Raw genomic sequence first — 18,767 nt, 5'->3', positions numbered from 1 at the left:
AGCACTATACAAAATGCCAATCATATGAAAACCCCTAGCGTGGTTGAATTCAGGACGATTTCAACCACGCTAGGGGCAAAGAGGAAGAGCCAATGAAGGAATTAGAGCCCTGTTTCCATGAAATCCGTGAAAGCAGGTTGCTTATGTTGAATATAATGGATAAAAGTAGCCGTTAGTTTGGGATCGAATTGGCTACCCGAGCAAGCACGTAGTTCTTCAATGGCCTCCTCGAACGTTTTGGTGGGTTGATAGGGGCGCTCAGTTGTCATCGCATCAAAAGAGTCGATGATCGTCAGCATCCGACATAGACGTGGAATTTGCTCGCCCTTAAAGCCAAACGGATAGCCTCCTCCGTCATAACGTTCATGATGCAGCTCCACAAAAGGAACCAAATCTATGAATCGTTCGTTGGCTTCGACAATTCGTTTGCCCCACATGACATGCGCTTGCACCATCTGCCATTCCTCACCGGACAGCTTCTCTTTTTTATTGAGGATATTCCAGGGAATCTCCAGTTTACCAATGTCATGAATGAGGGCACCTAGTATGAAACGCCGCTTATCCTCTGGTCCGAGCTGAAGCACATCGCTCATGTCTGCTGCATATCTGAATACCCGTTTGGAATGCTTGAAAGTGTTAATATCCTTGTACAAGAACAAATTAAGCTGCTGTTCAAGATCCCGAATATCCTGCCCCAGATCGACCTCGCGCTCCACCTCATTTAAACTTCCATGCGTATGAACGATGTTTTTTCCCTGTTTCTTGGCGTAGTACAGGGCTTTATCCGCCAGATCGACCAGCTGTGATTTGTCGTAGATGTCAATGCGACTTTGTGCAATGCCTGCGGAGAAGGACAGACAGCCGTGTGGAAAAATTTCAACACCCTCATAACGAGAATCATTTAATCCTTTTCGAATAGCATTGACTGTTTCATATGCTTGTTCAGCGGTATGACCGGGCATCAGCAGAGTGAATTCTTCTCCACCATAGCGGGATACGGTGATGTGGGTGCCGGAGGTTTCTTTTTTAAGAAACTCACCGAGAAATCCCAGTAGCTGATCGCCTTTGAGATGACCGAAATGATCATTGTATTTTTTGAAATCATCTATATCAATCAGAGCCAGACTGAGAGGAGTATTCTCCGATCTGGATATATTTAATTCAGCTTCAAGTGTATTTTCAAAGTAGCTGTGATTGTATAGCCCTGTTCTGCGATCCATGTTCGCCTTTTCTTCGATTTCCCGATACAGCGTGAACATTTGCTTGAATGCGTGAGACAGGAGCATACTTAGCCCAAGGAACAGCAAAAGTCCTAAAATGCCATTGTCATAAATCAGTGTAGTCAATACCAAAGACAGAATGAGTGTACATAAGTATACGAGCAGGGATTCAGCCAAAAAAGCCTGTTTAAGCTCATTGAAGGACCCTTTGTATGCGATATAAAAGTAGATGCCCAGTGTGATGGTGTTCACCGCGAAGTAGCAAATCAACGCCAGCAGGTAGGAAGCGAAATGATCTTGGTTTAAAGCCCCCTGCGTTCCGCCGCTTAGTTCAAATACTGTTGAAGACAGGAAAATGGAAAGGGCGTAAATGGAAAAATTGGCGGTATGCTTCCACCAGGACAGCTCTGTGTGCCGGAACATGGCAATGATTACATTTAACAACAAAATCAGAATAGCAATTTCGGTGCCATGCACAAAAATACAAGCCAGATACACGGAGGAATCCATGGACTGTTTGTTACTGGCAGGTGGTAGCTGGAATGTAAAATGCTCCAGAATTAGAACGGCTCCCAATAGGGAATAGATCGTGACCCACTCTGTTGTCGTATAGTGCAAAAAGGACCATTGGTTCGTATACAAGAGGACGATCATGCCTACCATACATATGCAAAACACGTATATTCCCGTCGCGGTAACCCGTTCTTGCAGCTTTTTTATTATACTCATCATTTCTTCTCCTGCCTTGTCGTATCTTGATGTCAAAGCTACCAGGGGTGAATGGGATAATTTACAATTTTGTAATCGAAAATTTCACATGAAAAAACAGGCCGGAATCCAGCCTGTTTTGTTGAGCCTGTGCTTCCTTTTTTTCTTATCGGTGACTAGCCTCCGATTTTGTAACCGGAAGTCAAAGCAATTATGACAGAAGCCACGATAATAGCATTGATAATCACACGGGAGTATTTCAAGTTTTTCATAGGGTTCCCTCCCTTCCTTGGAATAAGGTGCGCACTAGGCGTGGTGGGGATTGGTTTCTTGCTGCTTATCCTTAGTTCTCTTCACGACCATAATGCTTTGGATAAACAGGAACATCCCGAAGTTCATGACAACATCTCCAATACTAATTACCTGCGTGCGGGGATAGGGCTTGGAGAGAGGAATAATGTCACCAAGCAATGATAGACGCGTGCTCGCATCCATCATGTAATGTTTCGAGATGATACTTCCGGATTTAAGCATATCTGTATAATAGGGACCCAGCACCTCCGAAGCGCTCAACGAGACCGGCATCCTGCCGCCATTCACCGCCATAACGATAAAATTCATCAATACGCCGATTATAATAAGCTTGAATCCCTTATGATGTCTGTTCAACCAGAGAAATATCAATCCAACCACGTAGACTCCCATAAATAGATACCCGTTAATGGCTGCCAGCCAAGCCCACTTTTCCTGGGCATAAAAAATAATGAATTGTACCAGCAGCAGCACAGGGAACATCCAGCCGGCTATAAGGCGAATTTGACTGAAACGGATCAGACCTTGCCGCCAGCCTCCTCTGAACAGACCTACAATGAGACCCAGTAGCACTCCATCATAGACCATTATCATTCTCCAGATTCCACAAATTTTTGTTTTGGTTACCGTATAATTCGACCTGAAATTGGTAAATTCCTGCCTGATATATAGCAGTTTTGAAAAAAAATTGCGGATTAGCGTGTAATTATTCGAAGCCAGACGAAATGAGTGATATCATGATGTATTGAAGTAATTATTTATATTTTGTGAAAAGGATGATTATTATTATGAACCGGTTATCCAATACTGTTATGGTTGCCGCAGATATGACCAAATCGCGAATATTATGGATCGCCTTTGTCCTGGGTGCATTGAGTGCTTTCGGGCCGTTGTCCATAGATATGTATTTGCCGTCGCTGCCTACATTAGCCGACAATTTGCATACGACCACTTCGCTGGCGCAGCTTAGTTTGACCGCCTGTCTGTTAGGACTGGCCGTTGGCCAGATCGTTGCTGGTCCGCTTAGCGACGTAAGGGGTCGCAGAGGACCGTTGGTGATCTCGCTCATTCTGTACGCTGCTGCTTCGCTGTTATGCGTGTTTGCGCCGAATATCGGTATGCTCATTGCGCTTCGCTTTATTCAAGGGCTTACGGGATCGGCCGGGATCGTGATTTCCAGAGCTGTAGCCCGTGATCTTTACTCGGGCAAAGAGTTGACACGCTTTTTCTCACTGCTCATGCTGGTGAACGGCGTGGCCCCTATTGCTGCACCAGTACTGGGCGGTGTCATATTGAACTTTGTTTCCTGGCGTGGTGTATTCATGGTGCTTTGTGTAGTCGGCGTGGCTATGCTGATTGCCGTCGTATTGGGTTTGCCAGAAACGTTGCCAACTAACCGCCGCGCGTCCGGTGGCTTGAAGCAGACGCTGGGAACACTCGGTCATCTGTTTGCCGATCGACGCTTTATGGGCTATGCCCTCTCACAGGCGCTGATTACAGGAGCGATGTTCGCGTATATCGCTGGCTCACCATTCGTGCTTCAGGATATTTTCGGGGTTTCCCCTCAGACGTATAGCATCATTTTTGCAGTGAATGGTTTGGGGATTGTGCTGTTTTCGCAGTTGACGGGTAGACTCGTGGGTCGCTTCAGCGAACGACAGTTACTCTTGTCGGGTCTGGTAATTGCGGCTGTAGCCGGAATCAGCTTGCTTACTGTAGCCTTTACCGGAGGTCAATTGTTTGCTGTTTTAGTTCCTCTGTTTTTTGTCGTTTCCTGCGTAGGGATTGTAAGTACAACGACGACTTCATTGGCAATGCAGAGTCAGCAGCGCTCCGCAGGCAGTGCGTCCGCCATGCTTGGTTTGTTGCCTCTATTGCTGGGTTCCATCGCTTCACCGCTAGTAGGCTTGGGGAGTGGAACAACCCCCGTACCGATGGCGGTCGTTATAGCTATAGCCGAGGTTAGTGCGCTATTAAGCTTTGTCGTACTTGCCAAGGGAGCACGCGCGAAGGCTTGAAATAAGGCGAACTTGAACTGAAAAACTCCCATGGACTGATACGTGAACCATTTCAGTCCATGGGAGTTTTTTACCGTTTTGCAATCGAGATATCTTCGGCTTCCTTTGCGGGAAGAGGTGTCTGTTTTAAGTACATACGAGATGGTTTGTGAACCAGAATGGAAATAAGCATGCAGATATGAACGGGAAAGAAAGGGTCTATTCCGTTGATGTTTAAACCAAAAATGGATACGAAGAGCAGTAAAGTAAGGGTAAGTTTATACTTTTTTGTCGCAATAAACAGCAGGATCATTATTGTAGGAAGTAATCGAAAGAGCAATTTTCCAAATACAAATCCGACCATATGAGCGGTAGAACCTTCAAGTGGATGTGTGATTGATAGCGTGCGGGAGGCCATATGGATTAACCGAGACTCCCCACCTGTCGGTTGGGCTGAAATAAATACACATCCTGCGATAATGATTACAAGGATTTTAAACCACAACAGGCCTTGGATAAGCCGTAACAAGGGTGTAATCTTTATTTTCATTGACTTTTTAATAAGCTCCTTCGATGTATGATTTGTTATTATTGCTCGTTTGGATATATACAAACCAAGTGGGAATTGTACTTTAATATTATATCAATATATTACCAAAAGAGTAGTCCTGCTAAAGAATGATTATGCGGAGACTATTTTCCTGATGTTGAGATAGAATCGAACGATATTTCGGTTTCCTGCCAATATATAGTGTGAGATGAGAGAAAGGGGGAGATCAGGATTGGACAACGCAAGGAGGCGGGCAAATTTGACAAAGAATGATTTGGTGATTGCTCTTGTTGCGGAGACGCTGGCTGGCAGTCGTAAAGCTTACAGGGAACTGTATGATCAAACAATTCATACAGTCTATAGAACGGTGCATTTTCTGTTGGAAGAGAAAGTCGATGCTGATGATGTGGTGCAGGAAATTTATATTCATGTATATAAATCACTTGAGCAATTTGACGAAAGACGTCCTTTTCAGCCTTGGCTAATGGGAGTCGTTATGCGTCAGATCCGGACTTACCGGAGAAAACAATGGATGAGGCTACGAATCACAAGCAGAGCAAAGAGGCTCGAACTTCATACATCTCATGATTTTTCTGAAGAAATTGTGAACAAGGTATCAAATCATGCGTTGTTATATGCTGTTCAGCAGCTTTCATTCAAGCTTAAACAGGTGATTGTGTTGCACTATTTGCAGGAATATTCCCAAGAGGAAATTTCCAACATTTTAGAGATACCATTAGGCACGGTGAAATCACGAATTCACGCGGCTTTGCAAAAGCTTCGATTGAAAGAGCAGCAGGAACATTTTCTAATCGGAAAGGTGGAGAAGATCCATGAAGCTTGAGCAAGAACTACGTAGGGTGATGCAGCAGGATGATGACCACATATTGGCTCCGGCTGAATTAAAAGAAAACATTATGGGTCAAATTGAACGGCTTGAAAAAGGAGGACCTAAACCTATGAAAAGGTATATTGTGATAACTCTTCTCGTAGTGTTATTACTGATTCCAACAGGTGCTTTTGCTACTTACACTTATTTGGCGGATACAATGTATGGTTCACAGGAAAAGCTAATTGAAATGGGAGGATCGCCAGAGGAATATAATAGAGTAGAATCCAAGTTGCAGCAGGCGCAGGGGCATTTAACGAAAGAGGAGTTCACTGTTTTTATGGGGTTATTGAGAGAACTCGGCGCCTATAATCTGAAAATGACGGATGAAAACGGCGCACTCCACAAGGAGCGCTTAAGCGCAGAGGAACAGCGTGAATACGATCATATATCTGCCAAGCTGGAGCCGTATTATGACAAGTTGAATCAGGGAAAAGTGCTAACCCAAACGGACGATGGTAAAAAAGATGGCGGTGATTCTGCCATTACGGGCACATTAGATGTAAAGGCCCACGCAGGCATCGATTTACAGGTCGAGCTGGACTATGCGAAAAAGGTTCTGACTGAGGATGAATTTGTAAAGTTTCGTGTACTGTTCACGGAGTTTTACAAGTATATCCCACGTATAACTGGCGAGAATGGGGTACTCTATCCAGATCGTTTGTCTGAAAGAGAAAGAGAAGATTACGAGGAACATTTGAAGTTGCTTCAACCTTATTTTGATCAGTTTAATTCGCTTGAGTAGAGACAGTGGCAAAAATTGAGACGAAAAAGTGACATCTTTCTGGAAGGTTGACATACCCCATGGGGGTATATTATGATAAGGATATAACAAATGCATAAATGCATATATACACCACACAGGAGGCTGATGTATGGCTGAGGAGCAACCTGTTTCCCACACTGAAGTCCATGAGAATCACTGTGGAACAGACGGGGAAAAGACAGTTAGAAAAAGTCATCATTCGGCAGAGTTCAAGAACAGCCTCGTATCCCGGTTGAACCGTATTGAAGGTCAGGTTCGCGGAATTAAGGGCTTGATTGAGAAGGATACCTACTGTGACGATGTACTGAACCAGATTGCGGCTGTCCAGTCCGCGCTGAATGGTGTTGGTAAGCTGCTGCTTGAAGGGCATATGAAAAGCTGTGTCATTGAGCGCATGCAGGCAGGAGAGCAGGAAGTGATTGACGAGCTGCTGGTTACGGTCAAAAAGCTAATCCGTTAAGAGTAGTATTCATACACATTATGGGTATTTAAGTACCCCTGAGGAGGAAAAGAAAATGGCACAAGTTACATTGAACGTAGAAGGCATGAGCTGCAATCATTGCGTGAAAGCAGTAGAAGGGGCTTTGGAGAAAGTTGGCGCTATCGGCAAGGTCAGCCTCGAAACGAAACAAGTGAATGTAGAATATGACGAGTCCAAGCTGAACGTTGAAGCTCTGAAAACAGCCATTGAAGACCAAGGCTATGATGTTGTTTAAGCTGAAGATGTTTTATGGGTGAAAGACTTGTTTCGAAGGAGAAGCTTCCATATTAGAAGCTTTTTCTTTTTGGATATGATATACCCCACTGGGGTATAAGAGGAGGGTTACCATGGAAAACCGTGCGACCGACGGTGACAAGCAGACAACGCTTCACATTACGGGGATGTCCTGCGCTGCCTGTGCAAGCCGTATTGAGAAAGGTTTAAATCGAATAGATGGTGTGGCACAGGCTAATGTGAATTTGGCTTTGGAGCAGGCGTCGATATCCTATGATCCCAAGCAGGTGGAGATCCCTGAGTTTCGCGATAAAATTGCTTCTCTTGGGTTTGGAACTGTAAGTGAAGAAGCCAATCTGAATGTGACGGGCATGACTTGTGCGGCCTGTGCAACCCGGATTGAAAAGGGATTGAATCGGATGCCTGGTGTAACAGGTGCCACGGTAAACTTGGCGATGGAAACAGCTCATGTGGAATATGCCGCGGGGAGTATTGCGGTTGGTGATCTGGTGAGCAAGATTGAACAGCTAGGCTACGGAGCGATCCCGCAGAGCGCTGAGGACAATATCGCGGATGTGCGCAGTAAGGATATCCATCGTAAAAAATGGAAGTGGATTGTGTCCGCAGTGCTGTCGTTTCCGTTGTTGTGGGCGATGGTGGCTCATTTTTCCTTTACGTCATGGATTTATGTGCCGGAACTGTTCTTGAATCCATGGTTCCAACTAGTGCTAACAACGCCGATTCAGTTCGTCATTGGTTGGCAGTTTTATATGGGCGCGTACAAAGCGCTTCGCAACGGGAGTTCGAATATGGATGTGTTAGTTGCACTGGGTACGTCTGCGGCTTATTTTTACAGCTTGTACCTTACGCTGCGTCCGTCTGATGTCATGGAGGGGATGGCGGGAATGCCTGTCATGACCATGCCAGAGCTGTATTACGAGACAAGTGCAGTACTAATTACGCTTATTTTAGTGGGTAAATGGTTCGAGGCGGTAGCCAAAGGGCGTTCGTCCGAGGCCATCAAGAGCCTGATGAGTCTACAGGCGACGACGGCACGTGTAGTACGTGATGGACAAGAGCTTGATATACCGATCGAACAGGTACGTGTGAAGGATATCTTTATTGTACGACCCGGCGAGAAAATTCCTGTCGATGGTGTGGTCGTGGACGGACGTTCCGCAGTGGACGAATCCATGTTAAGTGGTGAGAGTCTTCCGGTTGAAAAAGAAGCAGGTTCCGCAGTTACAGGGGCGACGCTTAATAAAAACGGGGTACTACGTATTCAGGCCGAGCGTGTGGGGGGTGATACGGCGTTGTCCCGTATTATTAAGGTCGTGGAAGATGCACAAAACTCTAAGGCCCCGATTCAGCGGATTGCGGATCAGATTTCCGGTATTTTTGTCCCCATTGTTGTTGCTATTGCTGTGTTAGCCTTTATCGTCTGGTTTTTCCTTGTGACGCCGACTGATTTTGCAGGCTCACTGGAGAAAATGATTGCAGTTCTCGTCATAGCTTGTCCTTGTGCGCTCGGCTTGGCTACTCCAACGTCCATTATGGCAGGATCGGGACGTGCCGCTGAATACGGTATTTTGTTCAAGGGCGGCGAGCATTTGGAAATGACCCGTTCAGTCAACGCAGTGGTATTGGATAAGACAGGAACAGTTACGAACGGCAAGCCAGAGCTGACAGATGTTATGGTTGGTGCAAGCGGCTTGGCTGAAAACGATTTGCTGCGGTTGCTCGGTGCAGCAGAAAAAAGCTCGGAGCATCCGCTGGCGGAAGCCATTGTAAAGGGGATTGCAGATCGAGGAATTGAGCTGGTAGGACCGACAGATTTTGAAAATATTCCGGGTTATGGTGTGAAGGCGCATGTGGAAGGTAAGCAGGTATTGGCGGGTACACGCCGATTGATGAGCAGGGAAGGCATCGCAATAGATGACTCAGCCGAGCAGTATATGAATGAGCTGGAAAACGCAGGGAAAACCGCGATGCTGGTCGCTGTGGATGGTTCCTATGCCGGACTGGTGGCTGTAGCGGACACGATTAAAGAAACGTCACGGGAGGCCGTTGCCCGTCTGCGGGCGATGAACATTGAAGTCATCATGATTACGGGTGACAATGAACGGACTGCGCGGGCTGTTGCCGCCGAGGCCGGAATTGAACGAGTGCTGGCGGAGGTGCTACCTGAAGGAAAGGCTGAGGAAGTGAAACGGCTTCAGGAACAAGGCATGATCGTAGCTATGGTTGGGGATGGTATTAACGATGCGCCTGCGCTGGCTACTGCTAATATTGGGATGGCGATGGGCACGGGAACGGATGTGGCCATGGAGGCGGCGGATATTACCCTCATGCGCGGCAACCTGAACAGCATTCCTGACGCGATCGAAATGAGCCGCCGGACGATGACAAACATACGACAAAATCTGTTTTGGGCGCTCGGTTATAACGTGATCGGTATTCCGATTGCCGCTTTGGGCTTTCTTGCTCCATGGTTGGCGGGAGCGGCCATGGCATTTAGCTCTGTTTCGGTCGTGCTGAATGCACTGCGTCTGCAACGGGTGAAGCTGTAAATGGATGTATTAGCAGGATAGCGTGCTGTCGGACTGCTGTTTCGAGATAAAGTTATTATCAGAGTATAGAGCAAGTACGCACAATTGGTTTTCTGCGTGCTTGCTTTTTGTTGCGTTTGTTTTTTTAAACCATACTGTTAACCTTCGTCACGTCAGGTTGCTTATCATTCACGAAAGTTCCATAATATTTGTAGGAGTGCCATGCAAGCATGCAAGAACTTCTTCGTATACTCACAGCTTGAAGTAGATAAAGAGCTTATATTATGGATTAGGAGAGTGAAGCAGTCATGAATGATACGATTTCCTTGTTGATGAATCACCGGTCTGTGCGAAAGTTCAAGTCAGACGCCGTTACCGACGAGCAGCTCGCAGCTATTGTGGCAGCTGGCCAAATGGCATCCTCGTCCAGCAATGTGCAGGCATATACCGTTATTGCCGTTACCGAGCCTTCTTTAAAAACAAAACTGGCCGAGTTGGCAGGAGGGCAGGCTTACGTTGAGCAATGCCCTGCGTTTCTGGTATGGTGCGCAGACCTGTATCGTTTGAAGCAGGTCACGCTCCACCATCAGCCGGGTGAGCCTTCCTATGAAGGGTCCGTCGAAAATTATACGGTTGCGACCATTGATGCCGCGTTAGCTGCACAAAATGCAGCGGTAGCCGCTGAATCACTGGGCCTGGGCATCGTCTACATTGGCGGCATTCGTACTAAAATAGCAGAGGTATCTGAGTTGCTAGGGTTGCCAGAGCTGGTGTATCCAGTGTTCGGTATGTGTATTGGTGTACCAGATCAGGAAACGGGCTTGCGCCCACGTCTTCCGCTGTCCGGTGTTTTGCATATGAACGGCTACGACAAAAATCAGACGATGAAAGCTGTAGAGGTATACGACCACACATCAGCCGAATATTTGAAGGAGCGTACGGGCGGTCAACGCTCTACGCCATGGTCTGAGCAAATGGCCGCGAGACTGACCGAGCCAGCACGTTTACAGTTGAAGCCATTTTTGGAACAGAAGGGTTTCTTGAAGCAATAAAAGCTGAGTAGCGACAAAAAACTCTGCAAAATACAAGAACCTCCTTATTTACGCATGATGAAGTCCCGCGTAAATAAGGAGGTTCTTTGCTTTAGTTGCATGTTGTGGTTGTAAACCTTCCAGTTAGTAAATAGCTCATATTCTTTTCAATCAGATAGTGAGTAAAAGCGTCTCGTATTTTCATGAAATAATTGACGCACGGCAGATTCATCTTGATGGGTCAGCTTGCTATACGCGCGAATGACGTCGGCAGTCATCCGTGGATGTGTCTGTTGTCCGGTAAAAGGCCCCTCGAACGGCCAGGGACCATCTGTCTCTGCCATGATCTGATCAGACGGATACTGTCTTGCCAAACTGCGGATCTCTTCTTCGTACAGGAGATCCGGTGTGAAGGAGACATAATAGCCGTTCCGGGCCATACGTTCGGTTGTGGCGGCAGAGCCTTTAAACCAGTGAAAATGCGCCTGCGTGACGCTGTGACGTTCCAGAAGGTCACAGGCGATGTCTGCGTCCTCATAAACGGCGTGTAGGACAATGGGCTTGTTATGCTTGCTTGCAAACTGGATAAAACGCTCCAGCAGCTCTATGTAGGGAGCGAGGTCAAAAGGTGAACCGCTCTGTGAGGCTTCCAGCCGATTGTAATAGGGCAAGCCGACTTCACCCACGGCGACCATCTGCTGTATATGTTCGTCCATCCAGTCGAATAAGAGGTCAAGCTCAGCTTGCGGTAGAAGAGCCTGTTCGGGATGAAAGCCAAAGGCTGGTCGTACCAGCCCGGGGTAACGATTGGCTAACTGTAGATTGGCTCGGCTGGAGCCCAGATGCATCGACACGGCTATCACGGCTTGGACGCTGCTATCGGCAAGTGAAGCGAGCAATAACTCCTGTTGTTCAGGCGGGTAGCTGTCTACATGAATGTGCGCGTCGATTAATGGAGCGGGCTCAATTGCGGTCAAATCCAAGCCTGGCTTTGTTTGGCTGTTCCATTTCAATGCACATCGAACTTTTACGTCACTCATGTCGATTCAATCCATCTTCCGGGATATTCTTGTGGACGCTCTGAGCATTTTCCATGTTGGCGTCCAGTTTGTACTTTTCCTCGCGCATCCAGCTGATCATGGTCCGCTTCCATTCAATAAAGAGCGGATCGAGGGTGATTTCTTCCCTACGCGGGCGGGGAAAAGGGACATCTACGACATGCACCACCGAAGCAGGTCGCGCCGACAGCACATAGATGCGGTCGGAGAGCAGCAGCGCTTCTTCAATGCTGTGGGTAATAAACAGCACAGAACGGCGGTTTTTTTCCCACATGCGTAATAACCATTGCTGCATGTCTGCACGTGTCAGCGCATCGAGTGCGCTGAACGGCTCATCTAGCAGCATTAATTCCTGCGGGCTGAGTAGTGCTCGTAGAAAGGCTGCGCGCTGTTGCATTCCACCAGACAGCGTATGTGGATACACCTTAGCGAATTTACCAAGTCCAACCTGTTCGAGCCATTGCAAGGCTTCTTTGCGACGCTCGCGTTCACTTGCGTACTGAGGGGGTACTGCTGTATTTTTACGTGGAGCATTTTCCTGCCCCAGCATTACGTTGTCCAGCGTGGTACGCCACGGGAAAAGGGCGGGCTGCTGCGGCATATAGCTGATATGCCCACGTTCACCAGTCATGTCCCGTCCGTGCATACGGATACGTCCCTGCTGTGGTTTGAGTAGCCCGCCGATGATGTGAAACAGCGTGCTTTTGCCGCTGCCTGACGGACCGATGAGGGAAACGAATTCTCCTGGATTGACTGTGAGGGATACATCCTGCAGCACGGGCAGTAAGCTTCGCTTTTCGCGGAAGGCAAGGCTGATCCCGTCCAATTCCAAAGCAGGAGGAGCAGTTGAAGGACTCTGTTGTTCCCCGGCTCGTTGTTCATTAGCCACGTTGTGTGATGATAAGTCAATTGGATGCAGACTCATACGCGCCACGTCCTTTCTTTGCTGTATTTAATTCAAGGAGGAAGCTACTCTCGATCGGGTTTCCAGCGAACCAACCATTTCTCCAGTAGTAAAATAACCACAAACATGAGTAAGCTGAGTGCGACAATAATGCCGATGGCAGCAAAAATGAGGTCCGTGCGATAGGCCGATTTTTGCAGCAGCATATAATACCCAATTCCTTCACTAGCTCCGATCCATTCGGCAATGATCGCGCCCATCACACTGTAGGTAGCAGCAATTTTAACGCCAGAAAAGACTTGCGGCAGGGAATGTGGCAGCTCCAGCTTCATAAAAATAGACATGCGGCTTGCACCCGACATCCGCATATAGTTCATCATCGTACGGTCTGTTCGAGTCAGCCCGTCCATGGCCGCTACAGCCACGGGAAAAAAGCATACTAAGGTAATGACCATGAGCTTGGGCAGCACGCCAAAACCAAACCACACCATGAGCAGCGGACCCAGAGCGATGATCGGAATGTTTTGGCTAAGGATCAAGAGCGGGTATAGAGCAGATTTGAGAAAAGGAATGGTATGAAGAACGATGGCGATCAACAGTCCCGTTGCTGTCCCTATTGCGAATCCCGCAAGTGTCAGACGAATCGTAGCCCATGTATGGGCTCCAAGCAACGCCGATTGCCCCATGCCCTCTTGTACGATTAGAGATGGAGCTGGCAGTAGCCAGGATTCAATATGTAAATAGGAAACCGCCCCCTGCCAGGCCGTTAAAAAGAAGAGGACCGCCACAAGGGGCGGCCATACGCTTTTCCACCAGGATGCGTTCTTGCCTTTCGGATTCATGGGCGATATTTCTCGGTCAGCTTGTTCATGCTGATGCCTTGTGGGTTATGTGCGATTTTGATCTGTGAAATGACGCTGGGACTGCCCGCTTCCGTCAAAGCCTCGTGCATTTCTTTAACCACTTTCAGCAACTCGTCGAGCTCGCCCTCCATGGTCGTATCCAATGGATTCACCTGATGTTTGACGCCGGAGCGCTGAATGACCTCAATCGCCTTATCTACATACGGGTAAGAGTCCTCGTTATTAGGAGTTTTAGGGATTACTTGAATACTGAGCAGTGTGTTAGCCATGAAAATTCACCTGTCCTTTATTGTTTAAGTTATAGGAAAATAAATTGGTTTAAGGCGGGGGAGACCGCTTCGCGTTTCATTTGATCTTACGATCGCTGTTGCCTTGGGATTCTTTGAATTAAATTTTAAAGGTAAGAATCCAACGGCAAAGGCGAACGCTTCGCTTCTCCAGATTCAAATGAACCGCTACGCTGCCAACCGCCTTAAAAGCACCTTAGTTTTTAAGCTAGGTTGTGTAGCATTTTTACACACAAGCGCATCTGTTTTTGCGTTTTAGATACTATGAGACTAAAGAAGAACCAAGTGGAACGAGAACGAAGTGGGCGGAATGGTGCTGTACAAGCGTTAACATTCGCCTTTGTACCCAGATTTCAACTTCTGGATATTCATAAAAGAAATCTGGGTACAACAGCGATGGGAGGCACCATCCGACTGCGTAGTGGCGCTTCGTTCACTTCTCTAGTTCAGTCTTATTTAGTGGTTTAACAAATGATCAACGCTTGGGCAAGAAGTCGTTTGTGAAGGCTTTATCCACTTCCAAAGGCTTGCTGAGCAGCTTGCGTTCGTACATCCAGTCCGAATAGTTTTGCCATACCTCCGCTTTTTGCACACCCCATTGCGCGGCATCGTCCTGATAACGCGGGCTTAGCCATTTTTGGCTGGCAAGTACCAGTTTTTTATCCAGCTCCGGTACAGCTTTGCTTAAGATGTCCGCGGCTTCTTCTGGATGGGCGATAGTGTATTCATAGCCTTGTGCGGTAGCGTCCATGAACGCTTTGACCAGTTCTGGATCATTTTTTATTGTCTGTTCGTTGCTCACAATTACAGGTGTATAGTAATCGAGGCTTTTGGAATAATCTTTTACATACAGCATATCCAATGGCTCACCTCGAAGCTGGGCCTCAATTCCGGTCCATGCGTAGAAAATCCAGGCAAAGTCGATATCTCGCTTCACGGCTGTAAAATAGTCTGCATTGCCCATGTTGACGATCTTCACTTTGCTCACATCGCCTTTGTCTGAATCCATGATGGATTTCATGACCGCTTCTTCTACAGGAGAGCCCCAACCGCCGTATTTTTTACCTTCAAAATCTTTGGGGCTCTTAATTCCGCGATCTACTGGGGCTGCGAAGCCTGAGGTATTATGCTGAATCACCGCAGCGATGGAAACAAGCGGCACGCCTTGCATACGAGCCTGTGTGACGCCTTCTTGGTAGCTGATACCAAAAGGTGCAGCATTAGAGGCAACCATTTGATCGGCTCCGCCTGAACCAGGTTGAATAATTTGGACATTCAAACCCGCTTTTTCGTAAAATCCTTTGTCCTTGGCAACATAGAGTCCCGTATGATTCGTATTGGGTGTCCAGTCGAGCACGACTTTAACATCTTTGAGCTCCTTTGCCGGAGTAGACGTTTGAGTGTTGGTAGCGGGAGCCGCTTCTTGGGATGTGGAGGGACTTCCACCGCAAGCGGTCAGGGTCAGGGCCATGAGCCACAGACTGATCAGTCCCAGGCTTAACATTTTCATGCGCTTCATCGTTGTGTTCTCTCCTTTAATTACCCGTTATCCGTCCAATCAGACAGCTTAGGTTTCCCATTTTCATAAAAATAACATCTGCCGGACGCGATCTTTCCAACAACTTAATCTTCAACAAAAAAGCGCCCCGAGGTTCCGGGACGCTTGCGCTTGTATATACCAAAGTAAGGGATGGTCCTATGTAAAAAAGGCACATCTTGCTTAAGCATTCCTACGCTGGCATTACCCAGATCAGGTTGTAAGGGTCAGTGTCTTGGGACACACTCTCAGCCGGCCGATTCCAGCACCCCTGGCATTGTATGGTTTAATGGGTTCATTTATTCGGGTTTACTACGACGATTATATGCCTTGAATGCGGGTCTGTCCAGCATGGAGGAAGAGAAGACGGTTCATTTGCCGAACGACAGGGTACACTTTTACTGTGAGCTTTGATCTGAAAATGAGTATGCATCAATCCGATCTGATCGGGTCATGTTATTTTCAGAACAGCTGCGCAGGTAGGTTCAGATGGGCTGGTGCCCAATGGCATGGCCGTAGAGAATTCTAATTCGTGAAAAGGAGTTGTTGTACTGTGGGTAAAACGGAAACATTGGATCGTAGCCAACTAGAACAAGCCATTGTGAAGGCTTTGGATAACAACAAATTTTGCTCGTTAGGTACGGTAGAGGGTGGCAAACCGAAAGTACGCTATATGGCCCTTTTTAACGATGGAATGAACATTCATCTGGCGACAGATCGTAAAACGCATAAAGTGGATGAGCTAAAGGATAATCCGAATGCTTATCTGCTGCTGGGTTATGAAGTTGGCGGTACAAAGGAAGTCGTAGAAGTGGAGGCTACTGTCCAGATTACAGCTGATGAGGGGCTCCGCAAACAAGTGTGGAACGATTCCTTGAAGGAATGGTTTTCCGGACCGGATGATCCCGATTATGTCATTCTGGACGTGAATCCGACTCGCATTGAGTATGTGGGTCAGCAAACGGAGCGCCAAGTGTGGAATAAATAATGAGAATATAAATGGATAAACCAGTGAATCTCCGAGTTTTTTAGGAGGTTTGCTGGTTTTTTATTTTTGAGAAAATTAATTATTTTTTCATAAATAATTTAAGTAAATGACTACTCTTTTGCGTGGCGTTGGATTAAAATAGAAATGGTGGGTTCAAGGCTTACATATATGTGCAAAAGTATGTATATGAGTCATACACCTTAATGAGGAGGGGTATATTTTGTTATTTCGTAAAAATTGGTTTAAAGGGTTTACAGCAGCCGTTGTAGCTTGTAGCATGCTGGTGTTTTCAGCCGCTCCAACCTGGGCAGCTAGCAATTCTCGCGATAGCGCTACAGTGAATTTGCGGATCATGGAAACAACGGATATTCATGCATCCCTGATGAACTACGATTACTATTCGGACAAAGAAACCAACGAATATGGCCTGATTAGCACAGCCAGTTTGATCCAACAGGCGCGTAGTGAAACGAGAAACAGCATGCTGTTCGATAACGGTGATTTGCTGCAGGGCAATCCATTAGGCGATTATATGGCCAGAAATAAAACCTTCGAGAAAGAGGGCGGTGTCCATCCGGTCTACAAGATGATGAACTTGATGGGCTATGATGCGGCGACAGTGGGCAACCACGAATTCAACTACGGCCTCGACTTTCTGGAGAAATCGCTCAAGGGAGCCGATTTTCCTTACGTAAATGCGAATGTTTATGTTGATAAGGGAGGGCAAGCTACTAAAAATTATTTTACCCCTTATCGAATTCTTGATAAAACGGTAACGGATGAGAAAGGTGAAGAGCATGCGCTCAGAGTGGGTGTCATCGGCTTGGTCACACCTCAAATTATGCAGTGGGATGAAGCCAATTTAAAGGATAAGGTCGTTACGAAGGATATCGTGGAAACGGCGAAAAAGTTTATTCCTCAAATGAAAACAGAAGGTGCTGACATTATTGTCGTGCTTGCGCATACGGGTTATGAGGATGTGCCACAAACGCCAATGATGGAGAATGCCGTTAAATATTTGAGCCAGGTGGACGGAATTAACGCTATTCTGTTTGGGCATGCTCATAAATCTTTCCCTGGACCTGATTTTAAAGAAATGAGCGGCGTAGATCTGGATAAGGGAACCATTAATGGCGTGCCAGCTGTAGAAGCTTCTTCATGGGGCAAGGAGCTGGGAATTATTGACCTGAGCCTGGAAAAGAAAAAAGATGAGTGGCACGTAACGAATTCTCAGTCTGAAGTGCGTCCGGTTGTGAGTACCACAAACCAGGCTGTGCAGTTTACTCCTGACTACAAACTGACAGATTCGATCAAGGAAGAGCATAAAGGAACGCTGGATTATATTCGTCAACCTGTCGGAACAACGACTGCGCCAATTACCAGCTATTTTGCATTAGTGCAGGACGACCCTTCTATTCAAATTGTGACGAATGCACAGAAATGGTATGTGCAAAACCATCTTAAAGGAACTGAATACGAAAAACTTCCAGTATTGTCGGCAGGCGCTCCATTCAAGGCCGGTGGTCGAAACGGAGCCGAGTATTACACCAATATTCCTGAAGGTACGGTAGCGATTAAAAACGTGTCCGACCTGTATGTGTACCCGAACACGGTTCATGCTGTAGAAGTGACCGGTGCTGAAATTCAGGAATGGCTGGAGTGGTCTGCGGGTCAGTTCAACCGTATTGATCCAAAGCAAACTGAAGAGCAATCGCTGATCAACAAAGATTTCCCAACCTACAATTTTGATGTTATTGACGGTGTGAACTACCAGATTGATGTAACTCAGCCTGCACGATATGATGCCAAGGGAACGATTATTGATTCTTCAGCGCATCGCATCAAGGATCTGCAATACAATGGAAAGGCTATTGATCCTGCGCAGAAATTTATTGTAGCCACCAATAACTATCGTGCTTCCTCATCCAAACTGGCCAACCCAGATGGCAAACGAATTGTGATGGCAGCACCGGATGAAAGTCGTCAAGTCGTTATTGACTATATCCGTACGAACGGAACGATTAATCCATCGGCGGATGGCAACTGGTCTATTGCTCCTTTTGGTCAGGCAAAGGTTACTTTCGAGTCCTCTCCTGATGCCAAAGACGTGCTGGCAGGAAATCAACAAATTTCATTCTTGAGCAGCGCGGCAGACGGCTTTGCCAAATACAGCTTAAAAGCTGGCGCTAAGCCTAGTGCAGCAACGACTCCTGTAAAGGAAGCTGTGGCTCCCGCGAAAGCAACAGCAAAGCCTGCTGTTAAAACGACCAAACCCGCGACTGTTAAACCAGCTAAAACAACGAAGCCAAAGGCGTCCAAATAACTTCGAACTCTAGTTTTCAATCAATATCAGAATGAAGCAGCAAGTCTCTTTAACCAAGAGATTTGCTGTT

18 protein-coding genes and 1 riboswitch are annotated in these 18,767 nt (G+C 46.9%); of the genes, 10 read left to right on the top strand and 8 right to left on the bottom strand.

Features of this window, described 5'->3' with window-relative positions; genetic code table 11:
- Positions 1-101 precede the first annotated feature (101 nt).
- Entirely contained in the window at positions 102-1,952 is a 1,851-nt protein-coding gene (locus MHB46_RS12135) for a bifunctional diguanylate cyclase/phosphohydrolase (RefSeq protein WP_341162456.1), read from the bottom strand.
- A 282-nt stretch (positions 1,953-2,234) separates the two neighbouring features.
- Positions 2,235-2,828: a DUF5317 domain-containing protein gene (locus MHB46_RS12130; RefSeq protein ID WP_069290910.1), complete on the bottom strand. Its 594-nt coding sequence runs from the start codon at positions 2,826-2,828 to the stop codon at positions 2,235-2,237.
- Between the two features lie 200 nt (positions 2,829-3,028).
- On the opposite strand from MHB46_RS12130, the gene MHB46_RS12125 reads away from it, so the two are divergent.
- Positions 3,029-4,258 carry a multidrug effflux MFS transporter gene (locus tag MHB46_RS12125; protein ID WP_341162455.1) on the top strand — a complete coding sequence of 410 codons (1,230 nt, stop codon included), beginning with the start codon at positions 3,029-3,031 and terminating at the stop codon, positions 4,256-4,258.
- A 70-nt stretch (positions 4,259-4,328) separates the two neighbouring features.
- On the opposite strand, the gene MHB46_RS12120 is transcribed toward MHB46_RS12125, so the two are convergent.
- Positions 4,329-4,787, bottom strand: a complete 459-nt coding sequence (locus MHB46_RS12120) for a hypothetical protein (protein WP_069290912.1) — start codon at positions 4,785-4,787, stop codon at positions 4,329-4,331.
- Positions 4,788-5,046: 259 nt separating this feature from the next.
- Between MHB46_RS12120 and MHB46_RS12115 the strand changes: the two genes are divergently transcribed.
- The 6 genes from MHB46_RS12115 to nfsA all read left to right on the top strand — a co-directional run bounded on the left by MHB46_RS12115 (position 5,047) and on the right by nfsA (position 10,758).
- On the top strand, positions 5,047-5,631 hold the full coding sequence (locus tag MHB46_RS12115) for a sigma-70 family RNA polymerase sigma factor (protein WP_341162454.1): 585 nt from the start codon (positions 5,047-5,049) through the stop codon (positions 5,629-5,631).
- Entirely contained in the window at positions 5,621-6,421 is an 801-nt protein-coding gene (locus tag MHB46_RS12110) for a DUF3600 domain-containing protein (RefSeq protein ID WP_341162453.1), read from the top strand. Before MHB46_RS12115 ends, MHB46_RS12110 begins: the two co-directional genes overlap by 11 nt.
- 130 nt (positions 6,422-6,551) lie before the next feature.
- A complete protein-coding gene (locus tag MHB46_RS12105; protein ID WP_013308456.1) occupies positions 6,552-6,902 on the top strand; it encodes a metal-sensitive transcriptional regulator in 351 nt (116 codons plus the stop codon).
- A gap of 55 nt (positions 6,903-6,957) precedes the next feature.
- Positions 6,958-7,158: a copper ion binding protein gene (locus MHB46_RS12100; RefSeq protein ID WP_254326865.1), complete on the top strand. Its 201-nt coding sequence runs from the start codon at positions 6,958-6,960 to the stop codon at positions 7,156-7,158.
- Positions 7,159-7,270: 112 nt separating this feature from the next.
- Positions 7,271-9,727 (top strand): heavy metal translocating P-type ATPase, encoded by a 2,457-nt coding sequence (locus tag MHB46_RS12095; RefSeq protein ID WP_341162452.1) that lies wholly within the window; start codon positions 7,271-7,273, stop codon positions 9,725-9,727.
- A 287-nt stretch (positions 9,728-10,014) separates the two neighbouring features.
- The gene (gene nfsA, locus MHB46_RS12090) at positions 10,015-10,758 is read left to right on the top strand and encodes an oxygen-insensitive NADPH nitroreductase (protein ID WP_341162451.1); all 744 of its coding nucleotides are present in this window, start codon (positions 10,015-10,017) and stop codon (positions 10,756-10,758) included.
- A gap of 146 nt (positions 10,759-10,904) precedes the next feature.
- Here nfsA and MHB46_RS12085 read toward each other — a convergent pair whose 3' ends face one another.
- From MHB46_RS12085 to MHB46_RS12070, 4 genes are read right to left on the bottom strand one after another with little or no spacing between them, the layout of a single operon-like run.
- Positions 10,905-11,777 (bottom strand): TatD family hydrolase, encoded by an 873-nt coding sequence (locus MHB46_RS12085; RefSeq protein WP_341162450.1) that lies wholly within the window; start codon positions 11,775-11,777, stop codon positions 10,905-10,907.
- Positions 11,770-12,720: an ABC transporter ATP-binding protein gene (locus MHB46_RS12080; protein WP_341162449.1), complete on the bottom strand. Its 951-nt coding sequence runs from the start codon at positions 12,718-12,720 to the stop codon at positions 11,770-11,772. Before MHB46_RS12080 ends, MHB46_RS12085 begins: the two co-directional genes overlap by 8 nt.
- 44 nt (positions 12,721-12,764) lie before the next feature.
- Positions 12,765-13,541: an ABC transporter permease gene (locus tag MHB46_RS12075; RefSeq protein ID WP_341162448.1), complete on the bottom strand. Its 777-nt coding sequence runs from the start codon at positions 13,539-13,541 to the stop codon at positions 12,765-12,767.
- Complete coding sequence (locus MHB46_RS12070; protein WP_016818835.1) at positions 13,538-13,831, bottom strand: MTH1187 family thiamine-binding protein; 294 nt, start codon at positions 13,829-13,831, stop codon at positions 13,538-13,540. Before MHB46_RS12070 ends, MHB46_RS12075 begins: the two co-directional genes overlap by 4 nt.
- A gap of 303 nt (positions 13,832-14,134) precedes the next feature.
- Between MHB46_RS12070 and MHB46_RS12065 the strand changes: the two genes are divergently transcribed.
- A complete protein-coding gene (locus tag MHB46_RS12065; protein WP_165178795.1) occupies positions 14,135-14,317 on the top strand; it encodes a hypothetical protein in 183 nt (60 codons plus the stop codon).
- Positions 14,318-14,324: 7 nt separating this feature from the next.
- On the opposite strand, the gene MHB46_RS12060 is transcribed toward MHB46_RS12065, so the two are convergent.
- Complete coding sequence (locus tag MHB46_RS12060; RefSeq protein ID WP_341162447.1) at positions 14,325-15,368, bottom strand: ABC transporter substrate-binding protein; 1,044 nt, start codon at positions 15,366-15,368, stop codon at positions 14,325-14,327.
- A 191-nt stretch (positions 15,369-15,559) separates the two neighbouring features.
- A riboswitch (TPP riboswitch) is annotated at positions 15,560-15,669 on the bottom strand.
- A 270-nt stretch (positions 15,670-15,939) separates the two neighbouring features.
- On the opposite strand from MHB46_RS12060, the gene MHB46_RS12055 reads away from it, so the two are divergent.
- Positions 15,940-16,374 (top strand): pyridoxamine 5'-phosphate oxidase family protein, encoded by a 435-nt coding sequence (locus MHB46_RS12055; protein ID WP_061831133.1) that lies wholly within the window; start codon positions 15,940-15,942, stop codon positions 16,372-16,374.
- Between the two features lie 220 nt (positions 16,375-16,594).
- Complete coding sequence (locus MHB46_RS12050) at positions 16,595-18,697, top strand: bifunctional 2',3'-cyclic-nucleotide 2'-phosphodiesterase/3'-nucleotidase (protein WP_341162446.1); 2,103 nt, start codon at positions 16,595-16,597, stop codon at positions 18,695-18,697.
- Positions 18,698-18,767: the final 70 nt, after the last annotated feature.

Origin of the sequence: Paenibacillus sp. FSL H7-0703 (assembly GCF_038003485.1) — a bacterium.
Taxonomy (GTDB): Bacteria; Bacillota; Bacilli; order Paenibacillales; family Paenibacillaceae; genus Paenibacillus; species Paenibacillus polymyxa_B.
This window is presented reverse-complemented; position numbering and strand designations above follow the sequence as displayed.